Raw genomic sequence first — 24,512 nt, 5'->3', positions numbered from 1 at the left:
ACATTGAGTTGTTGGCTATGGTTGGCACGCGGATGTGCTACCCGGTAATAGATTTTTGGAAATAGGATTCCCTTCCGTGCGATGCGGAATTAAAAAGTGAGCCGAAAGGAAATCTTTTAAATAATAACCGTGATAATTGTCCTTAAATAAGTCAGTTACGGCTGGCTATAGTGAGAAATGGTGTACTTGAGTCGGGAGTTATTTTTCCCGAGTTTTCTGGCAATGTTGCTTTTGTACGCCCCGATGGTTTTTTCACTTTTTTGTGATGCCCCAGCGATTTGAGTCAATGACCAACCCCGGGCAAGCATCATCATTACGTTAAATTCGTTTGCTGTGATTTTGTTATTTATTTCTTTGATATTACGTGGTTTTTTGTTTTGTGATATGCACGTCACGGCATGCAGTAACCGATCAAGGCTGGCGTCTTGATCGAGGAACAGCATGTTCCTCCCGCAAACGGTTTGAAAAATAGAAAAAGTAGCTTCATCTGCCAAAACAATAATTTTTGTGGCAGGGCGTAAAGCCATGTTGCGGATAATCCTGGCATATTTTAAAAAATCTGAGTTGTCAGGATTAATAATGATGCAATCCATTTCATAAGGGATTATGTTGACGGCAGAAAGCGTCTGAGAGGAGTAGTACGCGATATCAATATATAATGATGAACCACGTAGGATTTCACGCATGCCTAGCCAGGGATAAATTGATTCACCCAAAAAAATAGCCTTAGACATAACGATCTCCTTGAAATTTTGGTGCAGGCGGTCGCCTCTTTTTTTAGTCTAAAAAAGAGTTTCTTGCGACGCATGAAATGTTAATTAAATCTCGTATGACGTTCTTTGGTGTGAACGCATCCTTATTTATTGCAGATTCAACAGATATTTTCTGTATTAATTTGAATCATTAACTATTCTTAAAGTAGATATTACACTTTGTTAAAATTTAAGATAAATCGTTTATTTCAGCTCTGAGTAAATGATTGATAGATTTCGCTTATGGATCACGCGAATAATGTTTCAGCCATTTCAATAAAGACAGGGTATTCCTATTTATACTGGAGGGGATTTATATGAAAAATCTTATATTTCAAACAGATAACCATTCTTCTTTATGGGACTATTGGTAGGTAGGAGAATTCTTAATCAAGGCCAGGATAAAGAGAGAGGGAGAGCGGTGGGAGAGAGAAATATTGTCTTATTTGCAGTTATCGACCTAAAATTCGAGTATTTAAGTTGATAGCTCTGACTTATCTTAATAACTAAGCATTTTGTGCTATTTTTATCATTTGGTGCTTAATCTTCAAATCTCGCTTGAAGATGTTATATTTTCTGCTCGCTATCGCTGATAGCGCTTAGCCCGCCAACAGCTCCTGCTCAACCTGTTGCACCTGTTGTTCCAGCGTATTGCGGATTTGCGTAAGCGCCCGTTGTTGATCGGAGAAGTAAGCCTCTTTATCCGTCACGGAGGTGGCAAGGCGCCAGGCGTTTTCTGCTTCCAGTTCGGTAATCTCTTTGAGCAGTGCGTTAATTTGTTCTCTGAGCTGCTGTATTTTGCTGCGTAAATGCTGCAGATCGTTCAATCGGTCACTCGCCATCATCGGTTCGAGGCCGCTTTGCAATTGAGTCAGTAGCGCCCGAACGGCAGCAAGGTCGGCATTTTGGCGCGCCTGGTTAAGCTGCACCATCATCTGATGCGCTTTCTCTTTCAGATCGTCCGCCACCACGTCCGGATGACAAAGACGGCTGGCCTGACGCCACAGGCGTTTTAACTCATTACGCTCTTCAGAAGAAAGCCGTTGGTCACGGCTAAAACGATGTTGCGCATCCTGCTGCTGCTCCTGATATTCATCATATTCATGGCTGGCTTCTTCCTGTGCCTGACGGGCTGCGCTGTCGTCCTGGCGAGAAAAGTCGTTTTCCAGCTCACGAATCTCCGCCAGCAGGGCGGTAATAAGCTCCGTTTGTTGCTGAATTCGTTGACGTGTTTCCACCGATTCGTGCGAATCTGAATTCTGGTTCATCCAGAGCTGCTTAAGCCTGGCCAGTTGATCAACAGCCTGGGAAATATAGTGCTGGCAGGATTGATAGTCTTGTTCCCGGCGTTTTCGCTCCGCTTCCTGTTTGCGCTGGGCGCTGGCGGCGAGCTGTTTACGCAACTCGAGGATCCGGCTCATCAGCGGCCCAAGGCGAAGATGATACAGATCGTTGAAATCATCGAGGATTTGAATGCGCGTGTTGCGCTTATCGATCAGGTCACGCAGCTGTGTTTCGAGCGCTTTTAGTTCCAGTTTACTGGCGGCAATGGCAGGATCCTGCCACGTTGAGACTGCCCGTTGAGATTGCAGCCAGGCCGTGATTTCACGTAGGGCATCACTAAAGCGCCGTGCTTCGAGCGCCTGAACGATGGCGCCTGGCAAGACTGACATAGGCTCATTTTTCAGATGATCTACCTGCTGGAAAATAATCTCCTCATCTTCCAGTTCAATAGCGCTTTTGACGATTTCCAGTCGTTTGATGATCTTATTCATGACAGTCGTTGCCTGGCCTGGCTCAAAAACGAGTGGCTGAAACACAGCGGATTCACCCGTTTGAAAATGTTAGAAAAACAGTAAAGCGCATTCTGTGGCCTGCGATGCCTTTTCGTCCAGAATAATTCACTGTAATTATGAACAAACGCAATGCCACGGGCACAGCGGGTCCTTATTGCGCCTTGCGACAACCAGGTTGAAATGTTAAAAGAAGCCCCTTCAATAAAAACGACACAGGGGAAGGGCGTGAAAAACGCGTCAACTGCATCTGACACCAGCGTGTCTGATGCCGCGTCAACGAATGAGCCGACGCTTCAGCGGGGGTTGCAAAACCGCCATATTCAATTAATTGCGCTGGGCGGCGCAATTGGTACCGGCCTGTTTTTGGGCATTGGCCCGGCTATTCAGATGGCGGGACCTGCGGTGTTACTGGGTTACGGCGTTGCCGGGATCATCGCTTTTTTGATTATGCGTCAACTGGGCGAAATGGTGGTGGAAGAACCCGTTTCGGGATCGTTTGCCCATTTTGCCTATAAATACTGGGGACCGTTCGCGGGATTTCTGTCCGGCTGGAACTACTGGGTGATGTTTGTGCTGGTTGGCATGGCGGAACTGACCGCGGCTGGGATCTACATGCAGTACTGGCTGCCCGATGTCCCGACCTGGATTTGGGCCGCGGCATTCTTCGTGATCATCAACGCGGTTAACCTGGTCAACGTACGTCTGTATGGCGAAACGGAATTCTGGTTTGCGCTGATTAAAGTGCTGGCCATTATCGGCATGATTGGTTTTGGCGTGTGGATGCTGTTTTCCGGTCACGGCGGGGAACATGCAAGCATTGATAACCTGTGGCGTTACAACGGCTTTTTTGCCACCGGCTGGAACGGGTTGATCCTGTCGCTGGCGGTGATTATGTTCTCCTTTGGCGGACTTGAGCTTATCGGGATTACTGCCGCAGAAGCGCAGGATCCGCAGAAAAGCATTCCAAAGGCGGTAAACCAGGTGGTGTACCGTATTCTGCTGTTTTACATCGGTTCTCTGGTGGTGCTGCTGGCGCTGTACCCGTGGGTGGAAGTGAAATCCAACAGCAGCCCGTTTGTGATGATCTTCCATAATCTTGATAGCAACGTGGTGGCTTCTGCGCTGAACTTTGTCATTCTGGTGGCTTCGCTGTCGGTATATAACAGTGGCGTCTACTCTAACAGCCGTATGCTGTTTGGTCTCTCTGTCCAGGGGAACGCGCCGAAGTTCTTAACCCGCGTCAGCCGTCGCGGCGTACCAGTGAATTCACTGATCCTCTCCGGTGCTATTACGTCTCTGGTCGTACTGATCAACTATGTCCTGCCGCAAAAGGCCTTTAGTCTGCTGATGGCGCTGGTTGTGGCGACGCTGCTGTTGAACTGGATTATGATCTGCCTGGCCCATCTGCGATTCCGGGCGGCGATGCGTCGTAAGGGACGTGAGACGCACTTCAAAGCGCTGCTGTACCCGGCAGGGAACTATCTGTGTATTGCTTTCCTTGGCATGATTCTGGTGCTGATGTGTACGATGGACGATATGCGCCTGTCAGCTATCCTCCTGCCGGTGTGGATCCTGTTCCTGTTCGTTGCCTTCAAACTGCTGTGTCGTAAGTCCCGCTAAGTTTCTACCGATCCCATCGTCAGGATGGGATCGGATCTTCTCTCAATGTTTATCGTGACCGCTCTCGCAATTTTGCCTTTGCTGGCAGGATCTTTATTTTGTAATCGATTACTTTTCTATTGAATCTATTTTGTAATCGATTACTTTTTAAAGGTGAGGCAAAAAATGGTGTCAACAACCGAAAGTAGTGGAAAACAGAGCGTACAGTACCGGCTGCTGGTACCCCGGCTGTCGCTAATGATGTTCTTACAGTTCTTTATCTGGGGAAGTTGGTCCGTCACGTTGGGGCTGGTGATGAGCCAGCACAACATGTCGCTGCTGATTGGCGATGCGTTTTCAGCCGGGCCCATTGCCTCTATTCTGTCGCCGTTCGTCTTAGGGATGCTGGTAGACCGCTTTTTTGCCTCGCAAAAGGTGATGGCGGTGATGCACCTTGCAGGCGCGGCGATCCTCTGGTTTGTTCCGCAGGCATTGGTGGCGCAAAACGGTGCGCTGTTGATTGGTCTGCTGTTTGGCTACACGTTGTGCTACATGCCAACGCTGGCGCTTACCAACAACATTGCTTTTCATAGCCTGTCGGATAAAGACAAAACTTTCCCGGTGGTGCGGGTGTTTGGCACCATTGGCTGGATTGTCGCGGGGATTTTTATCGGCGTAACCGGAATCTCGGATACTACCGGCATCTTTACGCTGGCGGCGGTTATTTCTGTGATTCTGGCGCTCTACAGCCTGACGTTGCCCAACACGCCCGCACCGGCGAAAGGACTGCCGGTAAAAGTGCGCGATCTGTTTTGTGCGGATGCTTTCGCCTTACTCAAGGTTCGTCACTTTTTTGTCTTCTCGCTCTGCGCGACGCTTATTTCTGTACCGTTGGGAACCTATTACGCATATACCGCGTCGTTTCTGGCTGATGCAGGCGTTGGCGATGTCAGTACGGCGATGTCGTTTGGTCAGATGTCTGAAATTTTCTTCATGCTGGTGATCCCGTTCCTGTTCAGACGTCTGGGCGTGAAATACATGTTGTTAATCGGGATGTGCGCCTGGTTTGTGCGCTACGCATTCTTTGCCCTCGGCATCAGCGAAGAGGGCCGATTCCTGCTGTATCTCGGCATTCTGCTGCACGGCGTGTGCTACGACTTCTTCTTCGTGGTCGGCTTTATTTACACCGATCGTATCGCCGGGGAGAAAGTAAAAGGTCAGGCGCAAAGCATGATCGTTATGTTTACCTATGGGATCGGTATGCTGCTTGGTTCGCAAATTTCAGGCGCACTTTACAACCGTCTGGTGGCGGGGCAAACGGTGCCTCAGGCGTGGACCACATTCTGGTGGATCCCGGCAGTGGCTGCCGCAGTGATTGCCGTGATTTTCCTTTTCTCTTTCAAGTATGACGACAAAGAGCAGGCGTAATTTTCAGGAGGGGTTATGAAAACCATCAAGGGGCCTGGCATTTTTCTGGCGCAATTTATCGGGGATCGTCCCCCATTTAACACCCTGGAAGGCGTGGCAAAGTGGGCGGCGGAGCTGGGCTATAAGGCATTACAAATCCCGTGTAATCACAAGTCTTTGTTTGATGTCGAACAAGCAGCCAGAAGTCAGGCCTATTGTGATGATATTCGTGGGATGCTGGCCGGGCATGGGCTGGTGATTAGCGAACTATCTACCCATCTTGAAGGCCAACTGGTTGCCGTCCATCCGGCTTACGATGACGCTTTTGACGGATTTGCTCCGCCATCTGTACGCGCTAATCCGCAGGCCAGGCAGGCGTGGGCCATCGAAACCCTCCACCAGGCCGCTGCGGCTTCGCAAAGGCTGGGGCTGACGGCGCATGCTACGTTTTCAGGTTCGCTCGCCTGGCCCTTCTTTTATCCGTGGCCACCGCATAACCGTCAGCGCTTCGAAGAGGCTTTTCTGGAGCTGGCTCGCCGCTGGAGGCCCATTCTCGATCGCTTTGATCATCATGGGGTGGATGTTTGCTTTGAGATCCATCCCGGTGAAGATCTGCACGATGGCGTAACGTTCGAGCGCTTTCTGGCGCTGGTTAATCATCATCCTCGCTGCAACATTCTCTATGACCCGAGCCATCTGTTATTGCAGCAGATGGATTACCTTGGGTTTATCGATGTTTACCACTCGCGCATTAAAGCGTTTCACGTCAAGGACGCTGAGTACCACGCCAGTAGCCGCAGTGGTGTCTATGGCGGTTATCAGCCGTGGCTCGATCGCGCTGGGCGTTTCCGTTCCCTGGGGGACGGTCAGGTCGATTTCAAAACCATCTTCAGCAAGCTCACACAATATGATTTCCCTGGCTGGGCGGTACTGGAATGGGAGTGTTGCCTGAAAGACGCGCAAACCGGGGCGCGTGAGGGGAGCGATTTTATACGCCGCCACATTATTCCGGTTTCTTCACGCGCATTTGATGATTTCGCCGCTGGCGATGAGGTACGCAAATGATACAGGTTGGCATTATTGGCAGCGGTTTTATTGGGCCTGCACATATCGAGGCGTTGCGTCGACTCGGCGGTGTGAACGTGGTGGCGCTCTGCGATAGCTCGCTGGCGGTTGCTCAGGAGCGTGCAGATGCTCTTCATATTCCTCAGGCGTACGGCAGCGTTGAGGCGCTGCTGGCGCATCCCGGACTGCAGGTGGTGCATAACTGTACGCCGAATCATCTGCATGCCGACATCAATCGGCAGATTTTACGCGCGGGTCTGCACGTGTTTTCAGAAAAGCCGCTGTGTATGACGCCTGATGAGGCTCGTGAACTGGAAACGCTGGCGGAGCAGGTAGGTGTGGTGCACGGCGTGAGCTTTGTCTATCGTCAGTTTGCGATGGTACAACAGGCTGCCAGCATGGTCAGGCGCGGTAGCGTGGGGCGTCTGTTTGCCGTCCAGGGGAGCTATTTGCAGGACTGGATGCTGCTGGAGACTGACTACAACTGGCGGGTCGATGCCAAACAGGGCGGCAACTCACGGGCGGTAGCGGATATCGGTTCCCACTGGTGTGACACGGTGCAATTCGTCACTGGAAAACGTATTGTCGAGGTGATGGCCGATCTGGCTATCGTCTGGCCGGTACGAAAAGCCAGCATCGCCAGTAACGCTACGTTTGGCCAGCAAACGGCTGACCTGCAATTTGAGGATAAAGTGGTGACGACGGAAGATTGTGGATCGGTGCTGGTACGTTTTGACGATGGTAGCAAAGGCTGCTTTAGCGTTTCACAGGTGAGTGCCGGGCGCAAGAATCACCTGAGCTTTGAAATTAACGGTAGCCAGAGTTCACTGCACTGGGATCAGGAAACGCCGCAACAGCTTTGGGTCGGGCACCGTCAGCAGGCGAACCAGATCCTGACGGATGACCCAGGATTGATGAATGCGGATGTTGCTGCCAGTGCGCACTTTCCGGGTGGGCATATTGAGGGCTGGCCGGATGCGTTCAAGAATATGATGCAGCAGTTCTATCAGGCGGTGCAGGCAGGCAAAATGCCTGTGACGGCGGAGCGTCGATTTGCGTCATTTTCTGATGGTGCGGATGTGATGTATATCATTGATGCGATTATAAAAAGCCATCAGCAGCAGCGCTGGGTATCAGTGCAGCGCTAAACACGCACCCGGTTCGCCGGGCAGTGATTTTATGGTAGCCTCAACGTAAAGCCTAAACCGCAGGACTTGTCGTCGTTATGTCTATTCAAAAAATCGCCCAGCTTGCCGGTGTGTCGGTGGCGACGGTATCGCGTGTGCTGAATCACAGTGATACCGTCAAAGCCAAAAATCGCGAGCGCGTGCTTCAGGCTATTAAAGAAAGCAATTATCAGCCCAACCTGCTGGCTCGTCAGCTGCGTACGGCACGCAGTTCGATGATTCTGGTGATGGTTTCCAACATTGCCAACCCTTTTTGTGCAGAGGTTGTTAAAGGCATTGAAGAAGAGGCGGAAAAGAATGGCTATCGCATTTTGCTGTGTAATTCCGGCTCGGATACCGCCCGCTCAAAATCGGCGCTAAAGCTGCTGTCGGGGAAAATCGTTGATGGCATTATCACCATGGATGCATTCTCAAAATTACCGGAACTGACCACGCTGATTGGCGACGCTCCCTGGGTTCAGTGTGCGGAATATGCTGATAAAGGCGCGGTTTCCTGCGTAGGGATTAACGATGTTGACGCTGCGCAGTCGGTAATATCTCACCTGGTGGAAAAGGGCTATCGACGCATTGCGCTAATCAATCATGATCTGAGTTATAAATACGCCCGGTTGCGCGAACGTGGCTATAAAGCGGCGCTGCATGCCCTGTCGCTTGAGTATCAGGCCGTAGAATACGCCAGCGAGTTAAGTTCCAGTGCAGGAATTGCGGCGATGAAAACATTGCTTGCCGCAGAGGTGAAACCCGACGCGGTGTTTGCCGTATCGGACACGCTGGCCGCTGGCGCGATGCGTGCTATTCTCAATGCCGGATTACAGATCCCGCAGGATATCGCCGTCGTGGGATTCGACGGTACGGAACTGGCAGAAATGGTTTCCCCACAGCTTTCGACCATTGAGCAGCCCTCGCGGGATATAGGCCGCAAAGCGGTAGGATTGCTGCTGAATAAAATAGAAAATCCTGACGCGCAGACGGAAAGGGTGATGATGGACTGGCGCTATATTTCACGCGCCAGTACCTGAGCGTTAGCGTTGAAACGCGCCTGACAGCGCGCGAATATCATTTCCGGTGGGCGACTGATGAATGCGCAAGCCAAATTCTTCGATCACGGCGAATATATGGTCGAAAATATCAGCCTGAATACTTTCATATTCCAGCCAGACCACCGTATTGGTAAAAGCATAAATTTCGATCGGTAAGCCGTGATCGTCTGGCGCAAGCTGGCGCACCATTAACGTCATATCTTTGCGAATCCGCGGATGATGACGCAAATATTCGTTCAGATAGGCGCGGAAGGTGCCAATATTCGTCATCCGACGGTGGTTTAATACCGATTCAGGCGCATCTAACTGCTGATTCCACTCGTCAATTTCCTGATGGCGCGTGGTCAAATACGGTTTCAGCAGGTGCGCTTTATGCAGCCGCTGACGCTCATCCTCATCAAGAAAATGAATGCTGGTGGCATCAATGCTGATGCTGCGTTTAATGCGTCGCCCACCGGAAGCCGACATCCCACTCCAGTTTTTAAAAGAGTCCGATACCAGTGACCAGGTTGGGATAGTGGTGATGGTGTTATCCCAGTTGCGCACTTTTACGGTGGTTAAGCCAATATCAATCACCGCGCCATCTGCGCCGTATTTAGGCATTTCCAGCCAGTCACCCAACTTCAACATATCGTTGGCTGAAAGCTGTATTCCGGCCACCAGCCCGAGGATCGGATCTTTAAACACCAGCATTAACACGGCGGCCATGGCACCCAGACCGCTTATCAATATTGCCGGTGACTGACCAATCAGCAGGGAAATCATCAATATTCCGACGACAATAGCGCTGATGAGCTTGATGCCCTGAAATATGCCTTTTAGCGGCAATTGCGATGCGGCAGGGAATTTTTGCGACAGATTGAGAATGACGTCCAGCAGGGAAAACAAGGACAACAGGGCGTACATCATGATCCACAGCTGTGCGCAGGTTACTAATATTTCTGCTGCTTCACTGCCTTTCTGTAACCAGAGTGCGGCCTGTATATTGACAATGATACCCTGCAGGGTGAATGCCAGCCGGTGAAATAACTTGTTCTGCGTGATGATTTGTAGCCACAGGCGGGAGCTGGCGTTGGCGCGCTTTTCAAATGCGCGTAATACCACCCAGTGCAAAATAACGTGAACAATAATGGCGGTGATAAAAATAATGCCAAAAATCATCACCAGTGAGGTGGTGTGATTTATTTCAATGCCGAGTTCTTCTACCTGAGATATCAATTCCTGCATAACGTCTCCTTAATAAACAGCGGTCTATGATGACCGCTGTGTAGAGCTTATGCAAATGCGGGGATTAAACTTCCGTCAGTGTTGTTTCCAGCGGCAGACGAGATTTTGGCAGCGCGGCGTTGAAATCTTCTACGCTGTGATGACCCACCGGGACCACAACTACGCTGGTGAATCCTTTTTCTTTCAGGCCAAATTCTGCATCCATCACCGCCGCATCGAAGCCTTCGATCGGCACCGCATCCAGACCCATCGCCGCCACGCCCAGCAGGAAGTTACCGACGTTCAGATACACCTGTTTTGCCATCCAGTGGTTGTCATCTTTCAGCTCTTTGCGATGCATGTCGGCAAAGAAGGTGCGGCCTTTGTGGTTTGCGGCTTTGGCTTCAGGGGTGGCGAAACGCCCATCGCGCTCTTCTTGATCGACCACGCGCTCCAGCCAGGCATCGTCCATCGCCGTTTTGGCGCAGAACACCACGACGTGGGAAGCATCCAGCATTTTACGTTCGTTGAATACAAAGCCGCCGGCTGCGGATTTCGCCACGCGCGCTTTACCTTCGTCAGTGCTGGCAACGATAAAGTGCCACGGCTGAGAGTTGGTGCTGGACGGACTAAACTGCAGCAGCGTTTTTAATTTTTCGGCCTGCTCAGCGGTCAGTTTTTTATTCGGATCGAATGCCTTAGTGGAGTAACGTTTTAAGGCGACAGAAACAATATCCATAACTACTCCTGGTGATTTTTCATACCCTGCGGGTGCGTTTTGTTTCAGCAGGGTACAGGGTTAGCAAGAAAAAGATAAGACAGGAAAATGCAAAAACACTTATCGGAGTTAACGATAAATCAACCTGGACGCAGGCGTTTTTGATCCCGCTTCGCCAGGCCGTCTACGACGCGATGCCATGAATCATTTACCAACTCCGTCAGTAATGACTCGGTAATGTCGTCGCCTGGGTAGACCGATATCCAGTGCTTCTTATTCATGTGATAGCCTGGTTTAATGTTGGGGTAGATCTGCTGGTTTAACAGTGACTTTTGCGGATCGGCTTTCAGGTTAACCAGCGGGCGTCCGCGAAGCTCTGAGACCAGCATAAAAATTTTGCCGCCGACTTTGAAGACATCGTATTCCGGGCCGAATGGCCAGCAGTGCTCGGTAAAAGGCAGTTCGAGCGCAAGGCGCTTTGCACAGGCATGTAAGGTCTGGCCGTCCATTATTTTTCCTCACGGGTGAGTGCGCGCCACATCGCCTCAAATCCCATCGAAATATATTCTTTTGCGCGAGCCGCGTCGCGGGCGGCGAACTCCATGGTGGTCTCTGCCAGAGAAAGAAACAGCGCGTCGCCAAAGGCGCGATACTCGTCAGACATAAACTCAGGTCGTACGGAGCGATGACAAAGATCGCGCAGTTCCGGGAACATATCGTCAGCCTGCTGTTCCGTTTCTTTGCTGATTTTCTCGCTGACGGCCAACTGGCGAATCGTGCGATGCCCGCAGGTATGGTTCAGGCCCCAGCTAATGTAGCTGTTCCAGATGTAGTGAGTCATGGTTTTGGCATCGGTCACCGATCGATCCAAATTTGCCATCATCGACTGACAAAGGTCTTGCTTCAAAAAGAGGTAAAGCTCGTTGATCAAATCATCTTTGGTCGCGAAATAGCGAAACAACGTCCCCTCCGCAACCCCTGCATTGCGGGCTATCACGGCGGTAGATGCCGCAATGCCTGATTGTGCAAATGCTGTGGTTGCAGCTTCCAGTAATGCCAGTTTTTTGTCTTCACTCTTCGGACGAGCCACTACACTTTACCCTTAAGTCTGTAAAAAACATGATTGAATCACGGCCTTTGCAGCACCGCAACGGCGAATGTCAAAGATTGAAAATCATCTTGACGGCGAACTTTCGATTTCTATAATGAGTGCTTACTCACTCATAATCAAGAGTCAGTCGCGCAAACCAGCGGAAAGGGGCGCGTTTAAGGTCAGGATATGAAGCGTCTCACAGTTTGTGTGGTTGTTATTATGCTTATTGCCGCAGCTGCAAGTTTACCGTTTGTACTCAATGCCGGGTTTGGTCAGGCCCCGCAAGGGGCACAACTGAGTTTGGTTGAACAGTCACCTCACTATCGTGATGGACAGTTTCATAACCAGGTGCCGACACCGGGCTATACCGGCAACAAAGGCATGCTGGCGGCCTGGTGGGAATTTCTGGTCGCTAAGCGTGATAATGCGCGCCCGGCGCAGCCGTTACCGCTGGTGGCAACCGATCTCGCCGGACTTTCGCCACAGCAGGATACTCTGGTCTGGCTGGGCCACTCCTCATGGTATTTGCAGCTGGCGGGTCAACGTATCCTGATTGATCCGGTATTTAGCAATTATGCCGCACCGTTTTCATTCCTGAACAAAGCCTTTGCCGGGGATTATCCGTGGACTGCGCAGACGATGCCGGAGATCGATCTGCTCATTATCTCGCACGATCACTATGACCATCTGGATCTCGCCACTATCAAGGCGTTAATGCCGAAAATTAAGCGGGTAATTACGCCGCTCGGCGTAGGGTCGCATCTGCGTTACTGGGGGATGCGCAGCGAGATAATCGAAGAGCGGGACTGGAATCAGTCCGTCAGAGTGACGGATTCGCTGATCGTTCATGTGCTGCCTGCTCGTCATTTTTCGGGGCGCGGTATCAAGCGCAACCAGACGCTATGGGCGAGCTTCATGTTCGAAACGCCGGAGCAGAACGTTTATTACAGCGGGGATTCCGGCTATGGACCGCATTTTAAAGCCATCGGCGAGCAGTTTGGCTCGGTTGATTTGGCGATTATGGAGAACGGTCAATATGACCAGGACTGGAAGTTTATTCACATGATGCCAGAAGAGACGGCGCAGGCTGCGGCCGATCTGCATGCGAAAGCCGTGTTGCCAGGGCATGCCGGCCGTTTCGTTCTGGCGAAACATACCTGGGATGATCCTTACAAACGACTGGCGCTTGCCAGCCGTCGTCAGGATTACCGACTACTGACGCCAATGCTGGGTGAACCGGTAATACTGTCCGAACCGGACCAACCGTTTACGGCCTGGTGGCAACAGGCGACTCAATGAATACAGGGGAGAGCATGATGACGATTTCTGCTCAGGTCATTGATACGATTGTTGAATGGATTGATGATAATTTGAATCAGCCATTGCGCATTGATGATATTGCACGCCATGCGGGATATTCCAAATGGCACCTGCAGCGTCTTTTTATGCAGTACAAAGGCGAAAGCCTCGGGCGCTACATCCGCGAGCGTAAGCTGCTATTGGCGGCGCGCGATCTACGCGATACCGACCAGAAAGTGTATGACATCTGTTTGAAATACGGATTCGATTCGCAGCAGACCTTTACGCGAATTTTCACCCGTACGTTCAGCCAGCCGCCGGGCGCGTATCGCAAAGAAAATCATAGCCGAACGCATTAACGGCAAAGGGTTCTCGCGGGTCTAATCCGCCAGCGAGAACCAGCGCCGCCAGATAAAACGCAGTACAAAATATTCAATCACCCCCAGCAGTAAAAACCACAGACAAAACAGCAAAGTATAAAATTGGTTGAGATCCATTAGATGAAAGGTGGCGACGAGTTTTTGTGCCAGCACAATGCCCAGTGAGGGGGCGGGCAGCAGCAGGCAAGACAAAAAAGCCAGCAGCAGGATCCCTGCGGCGGTCATCAGTGATTCAAGCGGGTGTTTCATGGCATTGTTAAACTTGAGTTAAAAAGCCATTGTCCGGGATCTCTGTGGGCAACGCAAACGCCACGCTTACAACCCGGCCCAAATCTCACAATGTTTTTTCACCAGACCACTCAGAGATCCGCCGTCGGCGACAAAATCACGCATGCTCTGCGCTTCATCATGACCATTTTTAACCTGCAGACGTAAGGATTTAATCGCGCTGGTCGCGCCCACTTTGTCCGCAGAAGCGGCGACATTCTCCAGTAGCCGTAGCGTGTCATCTGACAGGCGGTGCCCATCGCCAGTATTGACGTCGGTGATGATTCCCGCCATGCCAAAGCGGCAGGCCTGAAAACGGTTAAATTTATACAGCAGGTAATCACGCTCCTGGTGCTTGAATGGCCGTTTAGTGAGCAGCCAGTGGGCGGTAGCCTGAATAAGTCCCGCCATATTGACTGCGTGTTCAAGGGTTAGCGGAGTGTCCATGACGCGAACCTCTACCGTACCAAAGTGCGGGCTGGGGCGGATATCCCAGTGTAAATCTTTAATGCTATCAATCATGCTGGTGTAAGCCAGTCGACGAAATAACCCCTCAAATTCCTGCCAGTTATTCACCCACGGCATCGGGCCATTATCGGGAAATCCGGAGAAAATATTCAGCCGCGCGCAGGCAAACCGCGTGTCGGACGTCTGCATATAAGGTGAGGCGGCAGAGAGCGCAATAAAATGGGGAACAAATCGCGACAGGCCGTGCAGGAGGTAAATAGCATCATCGCCGTTTGCGCAGCCGATATGCACATGTTGGCCGAATACCGTCGCCTGCTGAATAAGATAGCCAAAATTTTCCAGGTTGCGCCGATAGCGTTCGTCATCGCAGACTTCCTGACGTTGCCATTTTTGAAACGGATGCGTACCGCCGCCACAGATGGCGAGGTGATGCTCGGCAGCAACCCGTGAGATTATCTGCTGCATGGCGGATAATTCAGCACTCGCCTGGTCGATATTGCGACAAACCCCGGTCGCCATCTCCAGCATACTTTCAGTGATATCGTGCTTTACTTCTCCGGCGGTGAGCTGCGGCTTTACGGCGTCAATCAGTCGGGAAGAGTCCTGGCTCAGGTCGTAGCCCGGAGGATTGACCACCTGCATTTCCAGTTCAATGCCTAACGTAAAAGGGTCAGAAACATGAAAATCGGGTAGGGACATAGTGTTCTCTTCAGCGTTGATTTTTGATCAGTATAGACGCGTCATCTTGCAAGCTGCATATAGAAGGGCCGCTGATTTTCTGTTCGTTGTCAGAAATCCCCCCGCGATGCTTTGAAGGCGAAATGGCCGGTGTTATAACTATTTTTTACTTCGCTACAGGGGTTGAATCGTGCCGGAAATTAATCTTTATGGACAGACCGTCGGCGATATTGTGCCTGACTGGAATGGTGCCGCCGTACTGCCGCGGGAAGAACTTGCAGGGCAATATTGTCGACTGGTTCCCCTGGATGCCGACAGCCATGCCGCCGATCTGTTTGATGCTTACGCGCAGGCGCCAGACGATCGCGACTGGACCTGGCTTGCAAGTTCTCGCCCCACGAGCGTTGAGGCCACAGCTTGCTGGGTAGAGGGCAAATCCACGGATGCCTCTCTGGTTCCCTATGCTGTCATTGAACAGCGTTCCGGTCGTGCGGTGGGACTGGTGTGCTTTATGGCGATCGAACGGGAGCATGGTTCGGTTGAAATTGGTCATGTAACCTGGTCACCGCGCATGAAAAATACGGTACTCGGCACCGAAAGCATCTGGCTGTTGCTGCGCCAGGCGTTTGCGTTGGGCTATCGTCGCGTGGAGTGGAAATGTGACTCTCTGAACACGGCTTCCCGTCGGGCGGCGGAGCGCCTTGGGTTTATCTTCGAAGGACGTTTTCGCCAGAAGATTGTGCGCAAGGGGCGTAATCGCGACAGCGACTGGTTATCGATGATTGATAGCGAATGGCCCCAGTGCGACGCTGTTTTGCAGCACTGGCTGGCTGCCGACAACTTCGATGAAAAAGGACAGCAACGCCGATCGCTGGCGGCGTGTCAGCATGCATATTGCGTTTTCCCTAACCACTCAGAGAGAAAAGGCTCGTGAGCATGATGCCGGGCTAGCGCACAGGGTGATGATGTTTTCTTCACGCTGAAACCAGCTAATGTTAACGCTCAGTCCGGCGAGGCCTTGCGAAAATGACGGCATGATTTGTAATGTTAATTGCTGAGTCGTGAGTGCGGTGATTTTTGCGCTGGTGAAACCTGGTAGCCCCGATGCCTGAATTGAAAACGCCTTATACAGGCTCTCCTTTGCGCTGAATACCAGGGTTAAGGCGAGCGGAAAGGGCAGGCAGGCATGCTGCAAAATCTGATGTTCGTGGTTATCAATAATGCCATCAGCCAGCTCAACTGCGGTTTGTGGTGTAACAATAGCTTCTATATCCAGCCCAATGGGATGCGTTGATACGACCGCCAGCGCCGTTGTTGCGCTGTGGCTGATGCTGCCAAACAGATCCTGCGGCCACAATGGTTGGCGTTGCACACCGATGCCGGGCACGGTTTTGTGGCCAAATTCACGCAGTGCGTGGACTGCGGCAATACGCCCGGCTAAGTGCTCAGCTTTACGCTTACGCCCACTGGAGTGGAGCTGAGTGTGGTGGGGGAGCCAGAGCAGGTCGTGCTCATGGAAAGTGTCGGGATCAAATTCGACAATGTGCAGCGTATGATCTGCGAAAGGGAGCGGGATGTGCGTTGTGTGCATGATTTCTTACGGTTTCCCTCTCCCCGTAACGAGGAGAGGGAAAAACGTTATCAGAAGTGTGTGTTAACGCTCATGAACCACGTCCGGCCCGGTTCGTTATAGGTGTGCGCGCCTGCGCCCGCCATATAGTTCCCGGTCACGATATCGCCCGTGGTCTGGGCATTCCCTTCACGCCATAAACGTTTGTCAAAGACGTTATCCACGCCGCCGGTCAGGCTGACGTTTTTCGTCACATCCCAGGTCGCACTCAGGCCGACGATGCTGTATGGGCTGACTTCACTGGCCGAGCTACCGGTAACGGGTTTACCCTGGTAATCGTATTTTTTCGGCTGCTGTTTGCCGTACCAGGTGAAGGTGGATTGCAATGACAGATCTTCACGTGCCTGCCAGCTCAGGGTCGAGTTCAGCGTGTATTCAGGAATAATCGACAGGCGCTCGCCGGTCTCTTTATTCTTACTTTGCAGCATGTAGGTGATGTTGTTAGTCCAGTTAACGGTTTCGCTAACCGGCACGTTCAACGTCCCTTCCAGACCTTCAACTACCGCTTTTGGAATGTTTTCCCACTGATAGATATCGGTATAAGTCGTTTTCCCTTTGTTGGTGATAGACGTTCTGTCGAACGGGACCGTACCTGCTTCAATCTTGTTACGGTAATCGTTGCGGAACCAGGTTACCCCAGCCAGCCAGCCGTCGCGTTTGAACTCCAGACCAATCTCTTTGTTGATACTGGTTTCGGCCTTCAGATCATCGTTGCCCATCATGTAGCAACCAATACCGGTCGCGGAGCCGGTGGCGTAGCAACCCTGACCTTTACTGTACAGAATGTAGTTCGGGTTGAGCTGATACAGGCTTGGCGCTTTATAGGCGCGCGCAATCCCCATCTTCAGGGTGAAGTCATCGCCCAGACCTTGGGACAGGTTCAGGGACGGACTCCAGTTATCGCCCACAATGCTGTGATGATCGAAACGCAAACCCGGCGTCAGCATGGTGCTGTCGGTCAGTTCCATGTTGTTTTCAGCAAACAGAGAGAAAATCTCTGCGTCTGAGTACGGGCTGCGGTTGGTGCTGCTGGACCCTGGAATATCACCGCCCATAAAGGTCTGCGAATTGGACAACATGTCCTTCATGCGCTGCTGGTTCCATTCGGTACCGAGCGTCAGATTTTGGTTAACCAGCAGATCTAACGGAATGCTGATTTCACTGTGCAGCATGACGTCACTCAGGTCGGCGTCGAGGTATTTTTGTGACGCATTCGGGTCGAAAATCCCTTCGGTACCCCCCGCCAGGCCCTCCGGCGTGCGGGAGTTACGCGTATGTTCATACTGCACCCAGTTACTGGTAGTGACGCCGTTATCCCAGCCGCCGTTCCAGGTCAGAGAGTAGTTCTGGCGGTAAAGACGGTTGGTCTCTTTCCCGTAGTTATCTTTCACCAGTTGGTTGGTGTTGGTGTTTTGAGTGTCGCCCGCATACAGGTTGCCCTGACGGCTATAGCCAGCTTCCAGTTCCAGTGACTGGAGCGGGGCGAAATCCCAGCGAACCACGCCGTTAATGTCTTTGTTGATCACCCCTTCACGACCAGCCGGTAAAGTATTTGAATACGTGCCGGTACGTTCTGACTGATGACCCTGGTTGATATCCCACGCGTCGGCCTGGGTTTTATCGAGATTACCGTACAAACGGAAGCTGAAATCCCCGCCCAGCGGACCGTTCAGGCTAAAGTTGGTGCGTTTGGTCGAACCTTCGTCTTTATGTTCCGGGGCGTTGAAATAGGTATCCCAGGAGCCGTGCCATTCGTTGCTGCCTTTTTTGGTGATGATATTCACCACGCCGCCAGCCGCACCGTTGCCATAGCGTGCCGCGGCAGGACCGCGCAGCACTTCAATACGTTCGATCATTTCTGGTGGCACCCAGGCGGTATCGCCGCGGGTATCACGCTCGCCGCGCCAGCCCTGACGCACAGAGTTACGGCTGGTTACCGGTTTGCCGTCGATCAGAATCAGGGTGTTTTCCGGCCCCATGCCGCGAATATCGATTTGGCGGTTGTTGCCGCGTTGACCGCTGGTTGAGTTACCGGTCAGGTTGACGCCTGGCATGGTACGGATGATTTCCGACACATCGCGAGCGGGAGGATTCTTACGAATTTCATCAGCGGTAATGGTTGAAACGCCCGGTGCCTGCAGGTTCTGCTGGGCGGCGGTAACCACGATGGTGTCTTCATGAGAGACAGCGGCGCTATCGGTTTGATCTTCTGCCATTGCTGGCAGGGCTACCCCGTAAATCCCTAAATTGACCAATAAGGCCAGTGAATGAATCTTGTTGTTCATTGTATGTCCTGCTGTTCTTTTAGCCACGAGTACCAATGTGCCGTGGTGCGGCATTTGGTCTGATGTCGCCCGCATCCGCGTAAACCCTCCATTCCAGAAAAAGTACGCAGCGCCAGGCCGGTTTATAAGTGGTGAAAAACTGTGCGCGCTTCCCACAGCGCGACAATACGCTATTGCAAATGCAAATAGTTATCAATAATATTATCAATATATTTCACGCTAGATCATAAAATTCGACAATAAACATGGGGTTATGGCGGTGACGACGTTAAAGATGGGAAGCGAGGCGTGGTGGCAGTCAAAAAAAGGCCCGGAGTGGGAGCGTGAAGACAACGGAAATTATCGGGTAACCTTCTGGTGGCGCGACCCGCAGGGAACGGAAAAAGAGTCAGCCATTCATCGCGTATGGGTCTATATCACCGGCGTCACCGACCACCATCAAAATGCCCCCCCTCAGTCGATGCAACGCATTGATGGGACAAATGTTTGGTGCTGGAGTGTTTCCCTCAGCGCCAACTGGCGCGGCAGTTACTGTTTTATCCCAACAGAACGAAATGATATTTTTGCCGCGCAGACGCCGGGCGAAGCGCCTGACCGAACCGTGCTGCGTGAAGGCTGGCGGCAATTGTTGCCGCAGGCTATTGCCGATCCCCTCAATCCGCAGAGCTGGCAGGGCGGTCGTGGCCATGCGGTGTCTGCGCTGGAAATGCCTGATGCACCCGTACAACCGGGATGGGATCGACCTGAAAACCCCGACTCGCCCGCAGTTTGCCTGCAATGGCGTAGCGCCAGACTCGGCAATACACGCCGCGTGTGGGTGTTTACCACTGGTGAAGCCCAGCCGGAAGCGCGTCCCCTGGCTATCCTGCTGGACGGACAGTTTTGGGCACAAAGTATGCCGGTCTGGCCTGCGCTGACTTCACTCACCCATCGCGGACACCTCCCGCCCGCCGTTTATCTCCTGATTGATACCATCGACACGGCTCACCGCAGCCGCGAATTGCCGTGTAATGCGGATTTTTGGTTGGCAGTACAGCAGGAACTATTGCCGCTGGTGAAGACCACGACCGCGTTCAGTGACGACCCGCAGCGTACCGTCGTCGCCGGGCAAAGTTTTGGCGGGCTGTCATCGCTGTATGCCGGGCTTAACTGGCCTGCGCGCTTTGGCTGCGTGCTCAGCCAGTCAGGCTCTTATTGGTGGCCGCATCGCGGTGGTCATCAGGATGGGGCGATCGTTGAGCAACTGAAGAGCGGAAAGATAAGCGCCCAGGGGCTGCGTATTGTCCTGGAAGCCGGGATCCGCGAACCCATTATTTATCGCGCAAATCAGGCGCTTTATGCCCAGTTACCCTCTGCACCACAGTCTATTTTCTGGCGTCAGGTTGATGGTGGACACGATGCGCTTTGCTGGCGCGGCGGACTGATGCAAGGGCTGATCACGCTCTGGCAACCGCTTACCGACACGATTTAACCGGACGATGTTCCACGACAGGAGTTGAGTATGGAATTCAGTAACCCCTTCGATAATCCGCAGGGCCAGTTTTACATTCTGCAAAATCCCCAACGTCAGTTTAGCCTTTGGCCGCAGCAATGCTCACTTCCTGCTGGCTGGACGGTCGCGTGCGAACCCCAATCACAGGAAGCCTGCCAGCAATGGCTGGATGCAAACTGGACCACGCTGACGCCAGCGAACTACGTCGATGTGCAGGAGGCTCCATGACTCAACGTTTACCGTTAGTTGCGGCTCAGCCGGGGATCTGGATGGCGGAAAAACTCTCCACATTGCCCTCAGCGTGGAGCGTGGCGCACTACGTAGAATTAACCGGCGAACTGGACGCTCCGTTGCTGGCGAAAGCGGTAGTGGCGGGTCTGCAGCAGGCCGATACTCTAAGGATGCGGTTTAGCGAAGATAACGGCGAGGTCTGGCAATGGGTAGACTCTGCGCTTGCCTTTGCGCCACCAGAAATTGTCGATCTGCGCGAAAAATCCGATCCGCATGCGGCAGCGCGCGCCTTGATGCAGGCAGACCTGCAGCAGGACATCCGTGCTGATGGCACTAAGCCGCTGGTTTTTCACCTGCTCATTCAGGTGGGAGAAAAGCGTTGGTATTGGTATCAGCGTTACCATCATCTGCTGGTTGATGGCTTCAGTTTCCCGGCCATTACCCGCCAGATAGCCGCGATTTACCGCGCATGGCTGCATGGCGAGCCCACGCCGGAATCACCTTTTACGCCATTTTCTGAGGTGGTGGAAGAGTATCAACAGTATCGGCAAAGCGATGCCTGGCAACGCGACGGCGCCTTCTGGACCGAGCAGCGAAAGCAACTCCCACCTCCGGCTTCGCTGTCTAACAAACCCCTGCCAGGTCGGTCGGCCAGCGCGGATATTATTCGTCTGAAGTTAACCGCGCCTGAAGGGGAGTTTCGCCGGCTTGCGGCACGTATGCCAGACGTTCAGCGTGCGGATCTGGCCCTTGCGCTGGTGGCGTTGTGGCTCGGACGTTTATGCAGCCGAATGGAATATGCCGCCGGGTTTATCTTTATGCGGCGTATGGGGTCGGCGGCGCTCACGTCCACCGGACCGGTTTTAAACGTCCTGCCATTTGGCGTGCAGTTGAATGCGGCAGAAAGCTTGCCTGCACTTGCCCAACGACTGGCCGCACAGTTGAAGAAAATGCGCCGACATCAGCGATATGATGCTGAGCAAATTGTTCGCGACAGCGGGCGCGCAGCCGGTGCCGAACCGCTGTTTGGCCCGGTACTGAACGTGAAAATATTCGACTATCAGCTGAATATTCCCGGCGTTCAAGCGCAAACCCATACGTTGGCGACAGGTCCGGTGAACGATCTGGAGCTGGCGCTGTTCCCGGATGAAAACGGCGGGCTGAGTATTGAAATCCTGGCCAATAAACAGCGCTACGATGCCGCGACGCTGGCGCAACATGCATCGCGTTTAACCGCGCTTATCGCGCAGTTTGCCGACAATCCGTCGCTATGCTGCGGCGATGCCGGGATGCTGTTGCCGACAGAAGATGAGCGGCTGGCGAAGATTAACGACACGACCGTGGCGATCCCGTCCACCACGCTGAGCGCGCTGGTGGCACAGCAGGCCGATAAAACGCCGGATGCCCCGGCGCTGGCTGATGCCCGCTATCAGTTTAGCTATCGTGAAATGCGCCAACAGGTCGTGGCGCTGGCGCGCCGCCTGCGCGAACGTGGCGTACAGCCTGGTGACAGCGTTGCCGTGGCATTACCGCGTTCCGTGTTCCTCACGCTGGCGCTGCACGGTATTGTTGAGGCGGGAGCCGCCTGGCTGCCATTGGATACCGGATACCCGGACGATCGCCTGCGGATGATGCTCGAAGACGCGAAGCCAAAATTGTTGATCGCGACCGAAGAGCAACTGGCGCGCTTTAGCGATATTCCGGAGCTGGAAAGTCTGTGCTACAACGCGCCGCTGCCAGAAGAGGATGCTGCACCGCTGGCGCTATCTCAACCTAATCATACGGCCTATATTATTTTTACTTCCGGTTCTACCGGCAGACCAAAAGGGGTGATGGTTGGGCAAACCGCCATCGTTAACCGTTTGCTGTGGATGCAAAATCACTATCCTCTGACCGCGGATGATGTGGTGGCGCAAAAAACGCCGTGCAGTTTTGACGTCTCGGTATGGGAGTTTTTCTGGCCGTTTATTGCCGGGGCAAAACTGGTCATGGCAGAACCTGAAGCGCACCGCGATCCGCTGGCGATGCAGCAGTTCTTTGCGCAGTCAGGGGTGACGACCACGCACTTTGTTCCCTCTATGCTGGCCGCTTTTGTTGCTTCACTGACGCCGGAAACCGCACGGGAGAGCTGTGCCTCGCTGAAACGGGTATTCTGCAGCGGCGAAGCCTTACCTGCAGATTTATGCCGCGAATGGGAACAGTTGACTCATGCGCCACTGCACAATTTATACGGGCCAACGGAAGCGGCAGTCGATGTGAGCTGGTATCCGGCCTGGGGGGACGATCTCGTTGCCGTAACGGGCAATAGCGTGCCGATTGGCTATCCGGTATGGAATACCGGTTTACGGATCCTGGACGCCATGATGCGCCCGGTGCCCTTTGGCGTGGCAGGTGATCTCTATCTGACGGGGATCCAACTGGCGCAAGGATATCTGGGGCGAGCGGATCTAACTGCGAGCCGCTTTATCGCCGATCCGTTTAACCCTGGTGAACGCATGTACCGTACCGGGGATGTGGCGCGCTGGCTGGAGAATGGCGCAGTGGAATACCTCGGGCGCAGCGATGACCAGCTTAAAATTCGCGGACAGCGCATTGAGCTCGGTGAGATTGATCGGGTGATGCAGCAGCTGCCAGATGTCGAACATGCCGTTGCCCACGCCTGCGTATTCAACCAGGCGGCGGCGACAGGTGGCGATGCACGACAGTTGGTGGGGTATCTGGTGTCGCAATCGGGGTTACCGCTGGATACGTCTGCATTGCGGGAAACTCTGCGTGAAAAACTGCCTGCGCATATGGTGCCGACGGTATTGTTGCAACTGGCGGAGCTGCCGCTGAGTGCAAACGGTAAACTGGATCGTAAAGCGCTGCCGATGCCGCAGTTGACGTCGCGTACGTCAGGACGTGCGCCGCGAGCAGGGACTGAAACCGCCATCGCGCAGTCTTTTGCGGCTTTGCTGGATTGCGAGGTTAATGACGTAGAGGCTGACTTCTTTGCGCTTGGCGGACATTCGCTGCTGGCGATGAAACTGGCAGCGCAGTTGAGCCAGATTTTTGAGCGTCAGGTAACGCCTGGGCAAATAATGGTGGCTTCTACTGTTGAACAACTGAGTGCACTGCTGGAGAGCAATGATGATGAACAGTCGCAGCGTCTGGGATTCGAGACGCTGCTGCCGCTGCGTGAAAGTCATGGCCCAACGCTGTTTTGCTTCCATCCGGCGTCGGGTTTCGCCTGGCAGTTTAGCGTGCTGTCGCGTTACCTCAGTCCGCAGTGGTCGATTATTGGCATTCAGTCGCCGCGACCGGATGGCCCTATGCAGACGGCGGAAAACCTTGATGCGGTATGCGAACATCACCTGGCAACGCTGCGCAGCCAGCAGCCTCATGGTCCCTATTATTTATTAGGCTACTCGCTGGGGGGGACGTTGGCGCAGGGAATCGCCGCACGCTTACATGCCAGAGGAGAGACAGTTGCATTCCTGGGGCTGCTGGATACCTGGCCGCCGGAAACGCAAAACTGGCAGGAAAAGGAGGCTAATGGGTTGGATCCCGCGGTACTGGCCGAGATCGAGCGTGAACGTGAAGCGTTTCTGGCAGCGCAGCAGGGGAATGCGTCAGAGGCCTTATTTAATGCTATCGAAGGCAACTACGCCGATGCGGTTCGCCTGCTCACCACGGCACACAGCGCGCCGTTTGCTGGTCACGCCACGCTGTTCGTTGCTGAGCGCACCTTAGTGCCGGGGGTCAGTCCTGAACGCAGTTGGTCACCGTGGATATCCAGTCTGGATGTATATCGTCAGGACTGCGCGCATGTCGATATCATAACTCCTGAAGCGTTTGAGAAGATTGGGCCTGTCATGCGTGACCTGCTCCAAAATATCCAATAAACGTCATCGGGTCAGCGTGTTAAACGCTGACCCGT

At 53.0% G+C, this 24,512-nt stretch carries 21 protein-coding genes; 11 read left to right on the top strand and 10 right to left on the bottom strand.

Annotated elements, in window-relative coordinates; genetic code table 11:
• Positions 1-155 precede the first annotated feature (155 nt).
• Together HV311_RS17975 and HV311_RS17970 are read right to left on the bottom strand one after the other, a co-directional pair.
• Positions 156-734 (bottom strand): helix-turn-helix transcriptional regulator, encoded by a 579-nt coding sequence (locus tag HV311_RS17975; protein WP_047501815.1) that lies wholly within the window; start codon positions 732-734, stop codon positions 156-158.
• Between the two features lie 617 nt (positions 735-1,351).
• Positions 1,352-2,527 carry a DNA repair protein gene (locus tag HV311_RS17970; RefSeq protein WP_191220265.1) on the bottom strand — a complete coding sequence of 392 codons (1,176 nt, stop codon included), beginning with the start codon at positions 2,525-2,527 and terminating at the stop codon, positions 1,352-1,354.
• Positions 2,528-2,773: 246 nt separating this feature from the next.
• On the opposite strand from HV311_RS17970, the gene pheP reads away from it, so the two are divergent.
• The 5 genes from pheP to HV311_RS17945 all read left to right on the top strand — a co-directional run bounded on the left by pheP (position 2,774) and on the right by HV311_RS17945 (position 8,825).
• On the top strand, positions 2,774-4,168 hold the full coding sequence (gene pheP, locus HV311_RS17965) for a phenylalanine transporter (RefSeq protein ID WP_019076228.1): 1,395 nt from the start codon (positions 2,774-2,776) through the stop codon (positions 4,166-4,168).
• Positions 4,169-4,333: 165 nt separating this feature from the next.
• Complete coding sequence (locus HV311_RS17960) at positions 4,334-5,575, top strand: MFS transporter (protein WP_047358056.1); 1,242 nt, start codon at positions 4,334-4,336, stop codon at positions 5,573-5,575.
• Between the two features lie 15 nt (positions 5,576-5,590).
• Positions 5,591-6,619, top strand: a complete 1,029-nt coding sequence (locus HV311_RS17955; RefSeq protein ID WP_047358057.1) for a sugar phosphate isomerase/epimerase family protein — start codon at positions 5,591-5,593, stop codon at positions 6,617-6,619.
• Positions 6,616-7,767 carry a Gfo/Idh/MocA family protein gene (locus tag HV311_RS17950; RefSeq protein WP_191220264.1) on the top strand — a complete coding sequence of 384 codons (1,152 nt, stop codon included), beginning with the start codon at positions 6,616-6,618 and terminating at the stop codon, positions 7,765-7,767. Before HV311_RS17955 ends, HV311_RS17950 begins: the two co-directional genes overlap by 4 nt.
• 77 nt (positions 7,768-7,844) lie before the next feature.
• Positions 7,845-8,825 carry a LacI family DNA-binding transcriptional regulator gene (locus HV311_RS17945; RefSeq protein WP_016152169.1) on the top strand — a complete coding sequence of 327 codons (981 nt, stop codon included), beginning with the start codon at positions 7,845-7,847 and terminating at the stop codon, positions 8,823-8,825.
• Positions 8,826-8,828: 3 nt separating this feature from the next.
• Here the strand turns inward: HV311_RS17945 and HV311_RS17940 are convergent, their stop codons facing one another.
• The 4 genes from HV311_RS17940 to HV311_RS17925 all read right to left on the bottom strand — a co-directional run bounded on the left by HV311_RS17940 (position 8,829) and on the right by HV311_RS17925 (position 11,860).
• Positions 8,829-10,073 carry a mechanosensitive ion channel family protein gene (locus tag HV311_RS17940; protein WP_016152170.1) on the bottom strand — a complete coding sequence of 415 codons (1,245 nt, stop codon included), beginning with the start codon at positions 10,071-10,073 and terminating at the stop codon, positions 8,829-8,831.
• A 64-nt stretch (positions 10,074-10,137) separates the two neighbouring features.
• On the bottom strand, positions 10,138-10,791 hold the full coding sequence (nfsB, locus tag HV311_RS17935) for an oxygen-insensitive NAD(P)H nitroreductase (RefSeq protein WP_016152171.1): 654 nt from the start codon (positions 10,789-10,791) through the stop codon (positions 10,138-10,140).
• Positions 10,792-10,910: 119 nt separating this feature from the next.
• Positions 10,911-11,279: an MmcQ/YjbR family DNA-binding protein gene (locus tag HV311_RS17930; protein ID WP_191220263.1), complete on the bottom strand. Its 369-nt coding sequence runs from the start codon at positions 11,277-11,279 to the stop codon at positions 10,911-10,913.
• On the bottom strand, positions 11,279-11,860 hold the full coding sequence (locus HV311_RS17925; RefSeq protein ID WP_016152173.1) for a TetR/AcrR family transcriptional regulator: 582 nt from the start codon (positions 11,858-11,860) through the stop codon (positions 11,279-11,281). Before HV311_RS17925 ends, HV311_RS17930 begins: the two co-directional genes overlap by 1 nt.
• A 189-nt stretch (positions 11,861-12,049) precedes the next feature.
• On the opposite strand from HV311_RS17925, the gene HV311_RS17920 reads away from it, so the two are divergent.
• Together HV311_RS17920 and HV311_RS17915 are read left to right on the top strand one after the other, a co-directional pair.
• Entirely contained in the window at positions 12,050-13,162 is a 1,113-nt protein-coding gene (locus tag HV311_RS17920; protein WP_016152174.1) for an MBL fold metallo-hydrolase, read from the top strand.
• Between the two features lie 17 nt (positions 13,163-13,179).
• Positions 13,180-13,521 (top strand): RamA family antibiotic efflux transcriptional regulator, encoded by a 342-nt coding sequence (locus HV311_RS17915; RefSeq protein ID WP_003021996.1) that lies wholly within the window; start codon positions 13,180-13,182, stop codon positions 13,519-13,521.
• Between the two features lie 21 nt (positions 13,522-13,542).
• Here HV311_RS17915 and HV311_RS17910 read toward each other — a convergent pair whose 3' ends face one another.
• Both HV311_RS17910 and HV311_RS17905 read right to left on the bottom strand, forming a co-directional pair.
• Complete coding sequence (locus HV311_RS17910; protein ID WP_016152175.1) at positions 13,543-13,791, bottom strand: DUF1158 domain-containing protein; 249 nt, start codon at positions 13,789-13,791, stop codon at positions 13,543-13,545.
• A 66-nt stretch (positions 13,792-13,857) separates the two neighbouring features.
• Complete coding sequence (locus HV311_RS17905) at positions 13,858-14,976, bottom strand: YbdK family carboxylate-amine ligase (RefSeq protein ID WP_137367285.1); 1,119 nt, start codon at positions 14,974-14,976, stop codon at positions 13,858-13,860.
• 169 nt (positions 14,977-15,145) lie between these two features.
• Here HV311_RS17905 and HV311_RS17900 point away from each other — a divergent pair, with 169 nt between their 5' ends.
• The gene (locus HV311_RS17900) at positions 15,146-15,889 is read left to right on the top strand and encodes a GNAT family N-acetyltransferase (RefSeq protein WP_049271351.1); all 744 of its coding nucleotides are present in this window, start codon (positions 15,146-15,148) and stop codon (positions 15,887-15,889) included.
• On the opposite strand, the gene entD is transcribed toward HV311_RS17900, so the two are convergent.
• A complete protein-coding gene (entD, locus tag HV311_RS17895) occupies positions 15,869-16,546 on the bottom strand; it encodes an enterobactin synthase subunit EntD (RefSeq protein ID WP_191220262.1) in 678 nt (225 codons plus the stop codon). The two genes, HV311_RS17900 and entD, sit on opposite strands and share 21 nt — an antisense overlap.
• A gap of 50 nt (positions 16,547-16,596) precedes the next feature.
• The gene (locus tag HV311_RS17890; protein WP_016155941.1) at positions 16,597-18,870 is read right to left on the bottom strand and encodes a TonB-dependent siderophore receptor; all 2,274 of its coding nucleotides are present in this window, start codon (positions 18,868-18,870) and stop codon (positions 16,597-16,599) included.
• A 253-nt stretch (positions 18,871-19,123) separates the two neighbouring features.
• Between HV311_RS17890 and fes the strand changes: the two genes are divergently transcribed.
• Genes fes through entF form a run of 3 tightly spaced genes read left to right on the top strand, consistent with a single transcriptional unit; the run spans position 19,124 to position 24,477 of the window.
• Positions 19,124-20,341, top strand: coding sequence for an enterochelin esterase (gene fes / locus HV311_RS17885; protein ID WP_191220261.1), 1,218 nt, complete (start codon positions 19,124-19,126; stop codon positions 20,339-20,341).
• A 30-nt stretch (positions 20,342-20,371) separates the two neighbouring features.
• A complete protein-coding gene (locus tag HV311_RS17880) occupies positions 20,372-20,590 on the top strand; it encodes an MbtH family protein (RefSeq protein WP_016152190.1) in 219 nt (72 codons plus the stop codon).
• Positions 20,587-24,477, top strand: coding sequence for an enterobactin non-ribosomal peptide synthetase EntF (gene entF / locus HV311_RS17875; RefSeq protein ID WP_191220260.1), 3,891 nt, complete (start codon positions 20,587-20,589; stop codon positions 24,475-24,477). The genes HV311_RS17880 and entF overlap by 4 nt, the downstream gene beginning before the upstream one ends.
• The last annotated feature ends 35 nt before the right edge of the window (positions 24,478-24,512 follow it).

The sequence above is a fragment of the Citrobacter sp. RHBSTW-00881 genome (genome assembly GCF_013728515.1).
GTDB classification, from domain to species: Bacteria; Pseudomonadota; Gammaproteobacteria; order Enterobacterales; family Enterobacteriaceae; genus Citrobacter; species Citrobacter braakii.
The sequence above is the reverse complement of the archived record's forward strand: the minus strand, read 5'-3'. Positions and strand labels throughout refer to the sequence as shown.

Bases quoted from the DNA above. Each gene is read 5' to 3' on its own strand.
- fes (WP_191220261.1), top strand. From the start codon at position 19,124: ATGGCGGTGACGACGTTAAAGATGGGAAGCGAGGCGTGGTGGCAGTCA.
- HV311_RS17955 (WP_047358057.1), top strand. From the start codon at position 5,591: ATGAAAACCATCAAGGGGCCTGGCATTTTTCTGGCGCAATTTATCGGG.
- HV311_RS17880 (WP_016152190.1), top strand. From the start codon at position 20,372: ATGGAATTCAGTAACCCCTTCGATAATCCGCAGGGCCAGTTTTACATT.
- HV311_RS17915 (WP_003021996.1), top strand. From the start codon at position 13,180: ATGACGATTTCTGCTCAGGTCATTGATACGATTGTTGAATGGATTGAT.
- nfsB (WP_016152171.1), bottom strand. From the start codon at position 10,791: ATGGATATTGTTTCTGTCGCCTTAAAACGTTACTCCACTAAGGCATTC.
- HV311_RS17905 (WP_137367285.1), bottom strand. From the start codon at position 14,976: ATGTCCCTACCCGATTTTCATGTTTCTGACCCTTTTACGTTAGGCATT.
- HV311_RS17890 (WP_016155941.1), bottom strand. From the start codon at position 18,870: ATGAACAACAAGATTCATTCACTGGCCTTATTGGTCAATTTAGGGATT.
- HV311_RS17960 (WP_047358056.1), top strand. From the start codon at position 4,334: ATGGTGTCAACAACCGAAAGTAGTGGAAAACAGAGCGTACAGTACCGG.
- HV311_RS17940 (WP_016152170.1), bottom strand. From the start codon at position 10,073: ATGCAGGAATTGATATCTCAGGTAGAAGAACTCGGCATTGAAATAAAT.
- entF (WP_191220260.1), top strand. From the start codon at position 20,587: ATGACTCAACGTTTACCGTTAGTTGCGGCTCAGCCGGGGATCTGGATG.
- entD (WP_191220262.1), bottom strand. From the start codon at position 16,546: ATGCACACAACGCACATCCCGCTCCCTTTCGCAGATCATACGCTGCAC.
- HV311_RS17975 (WP_047501815.1), bottom strand. From the start codon at position 734: ATGTCTAAGGCTATTTTTTTGGGTGAATCAATTTATCCCTGGCTAGGC.
- HV311_RS17930 (WP_191220263.1), bottom strand. From the start codon at position 11,279: ATGGACGGCCAGACCTTACATGCCTGTGCAAAGCGCCTTGCGCTCGAA.
- HV311_RS17945 (WP_016152169.1), top strand. From the start codon at position 7,845: ATGTCTATTCAAAAAATCGCCCAGCTTGCCGGTGTGTCGGTGGCGACG.
- HV311_RS17920 (WP_016152174.1), top strand. From the start codon at position 12,050: ATGAAGCGTCTCACAGTTTGTGTGGTTGTTATTATGCTTATTGCCGCA.
- HV311_RS17950 (WP_191220264.1), top strand. From the start codon at position 6,616: ATGATACAGGTTGGCATTATTGGCAGCGGTTTTATTGGGCCTGCACAT.
- HV311_RS17910 (WP_016152175.1), bottom strand. From the start codon at position 13,791: ATGAAACACCCGCTTGAATCACTGATGACCGCCGCAGGGATCCTGCTG.
- HV311_RS17970 (WP_191220265.1), bottom strand. From the start codon at position 2,527: ATGAATAAGATCATCAAACGACTGGAAATCGTCAAAAGCGCTATTGAA.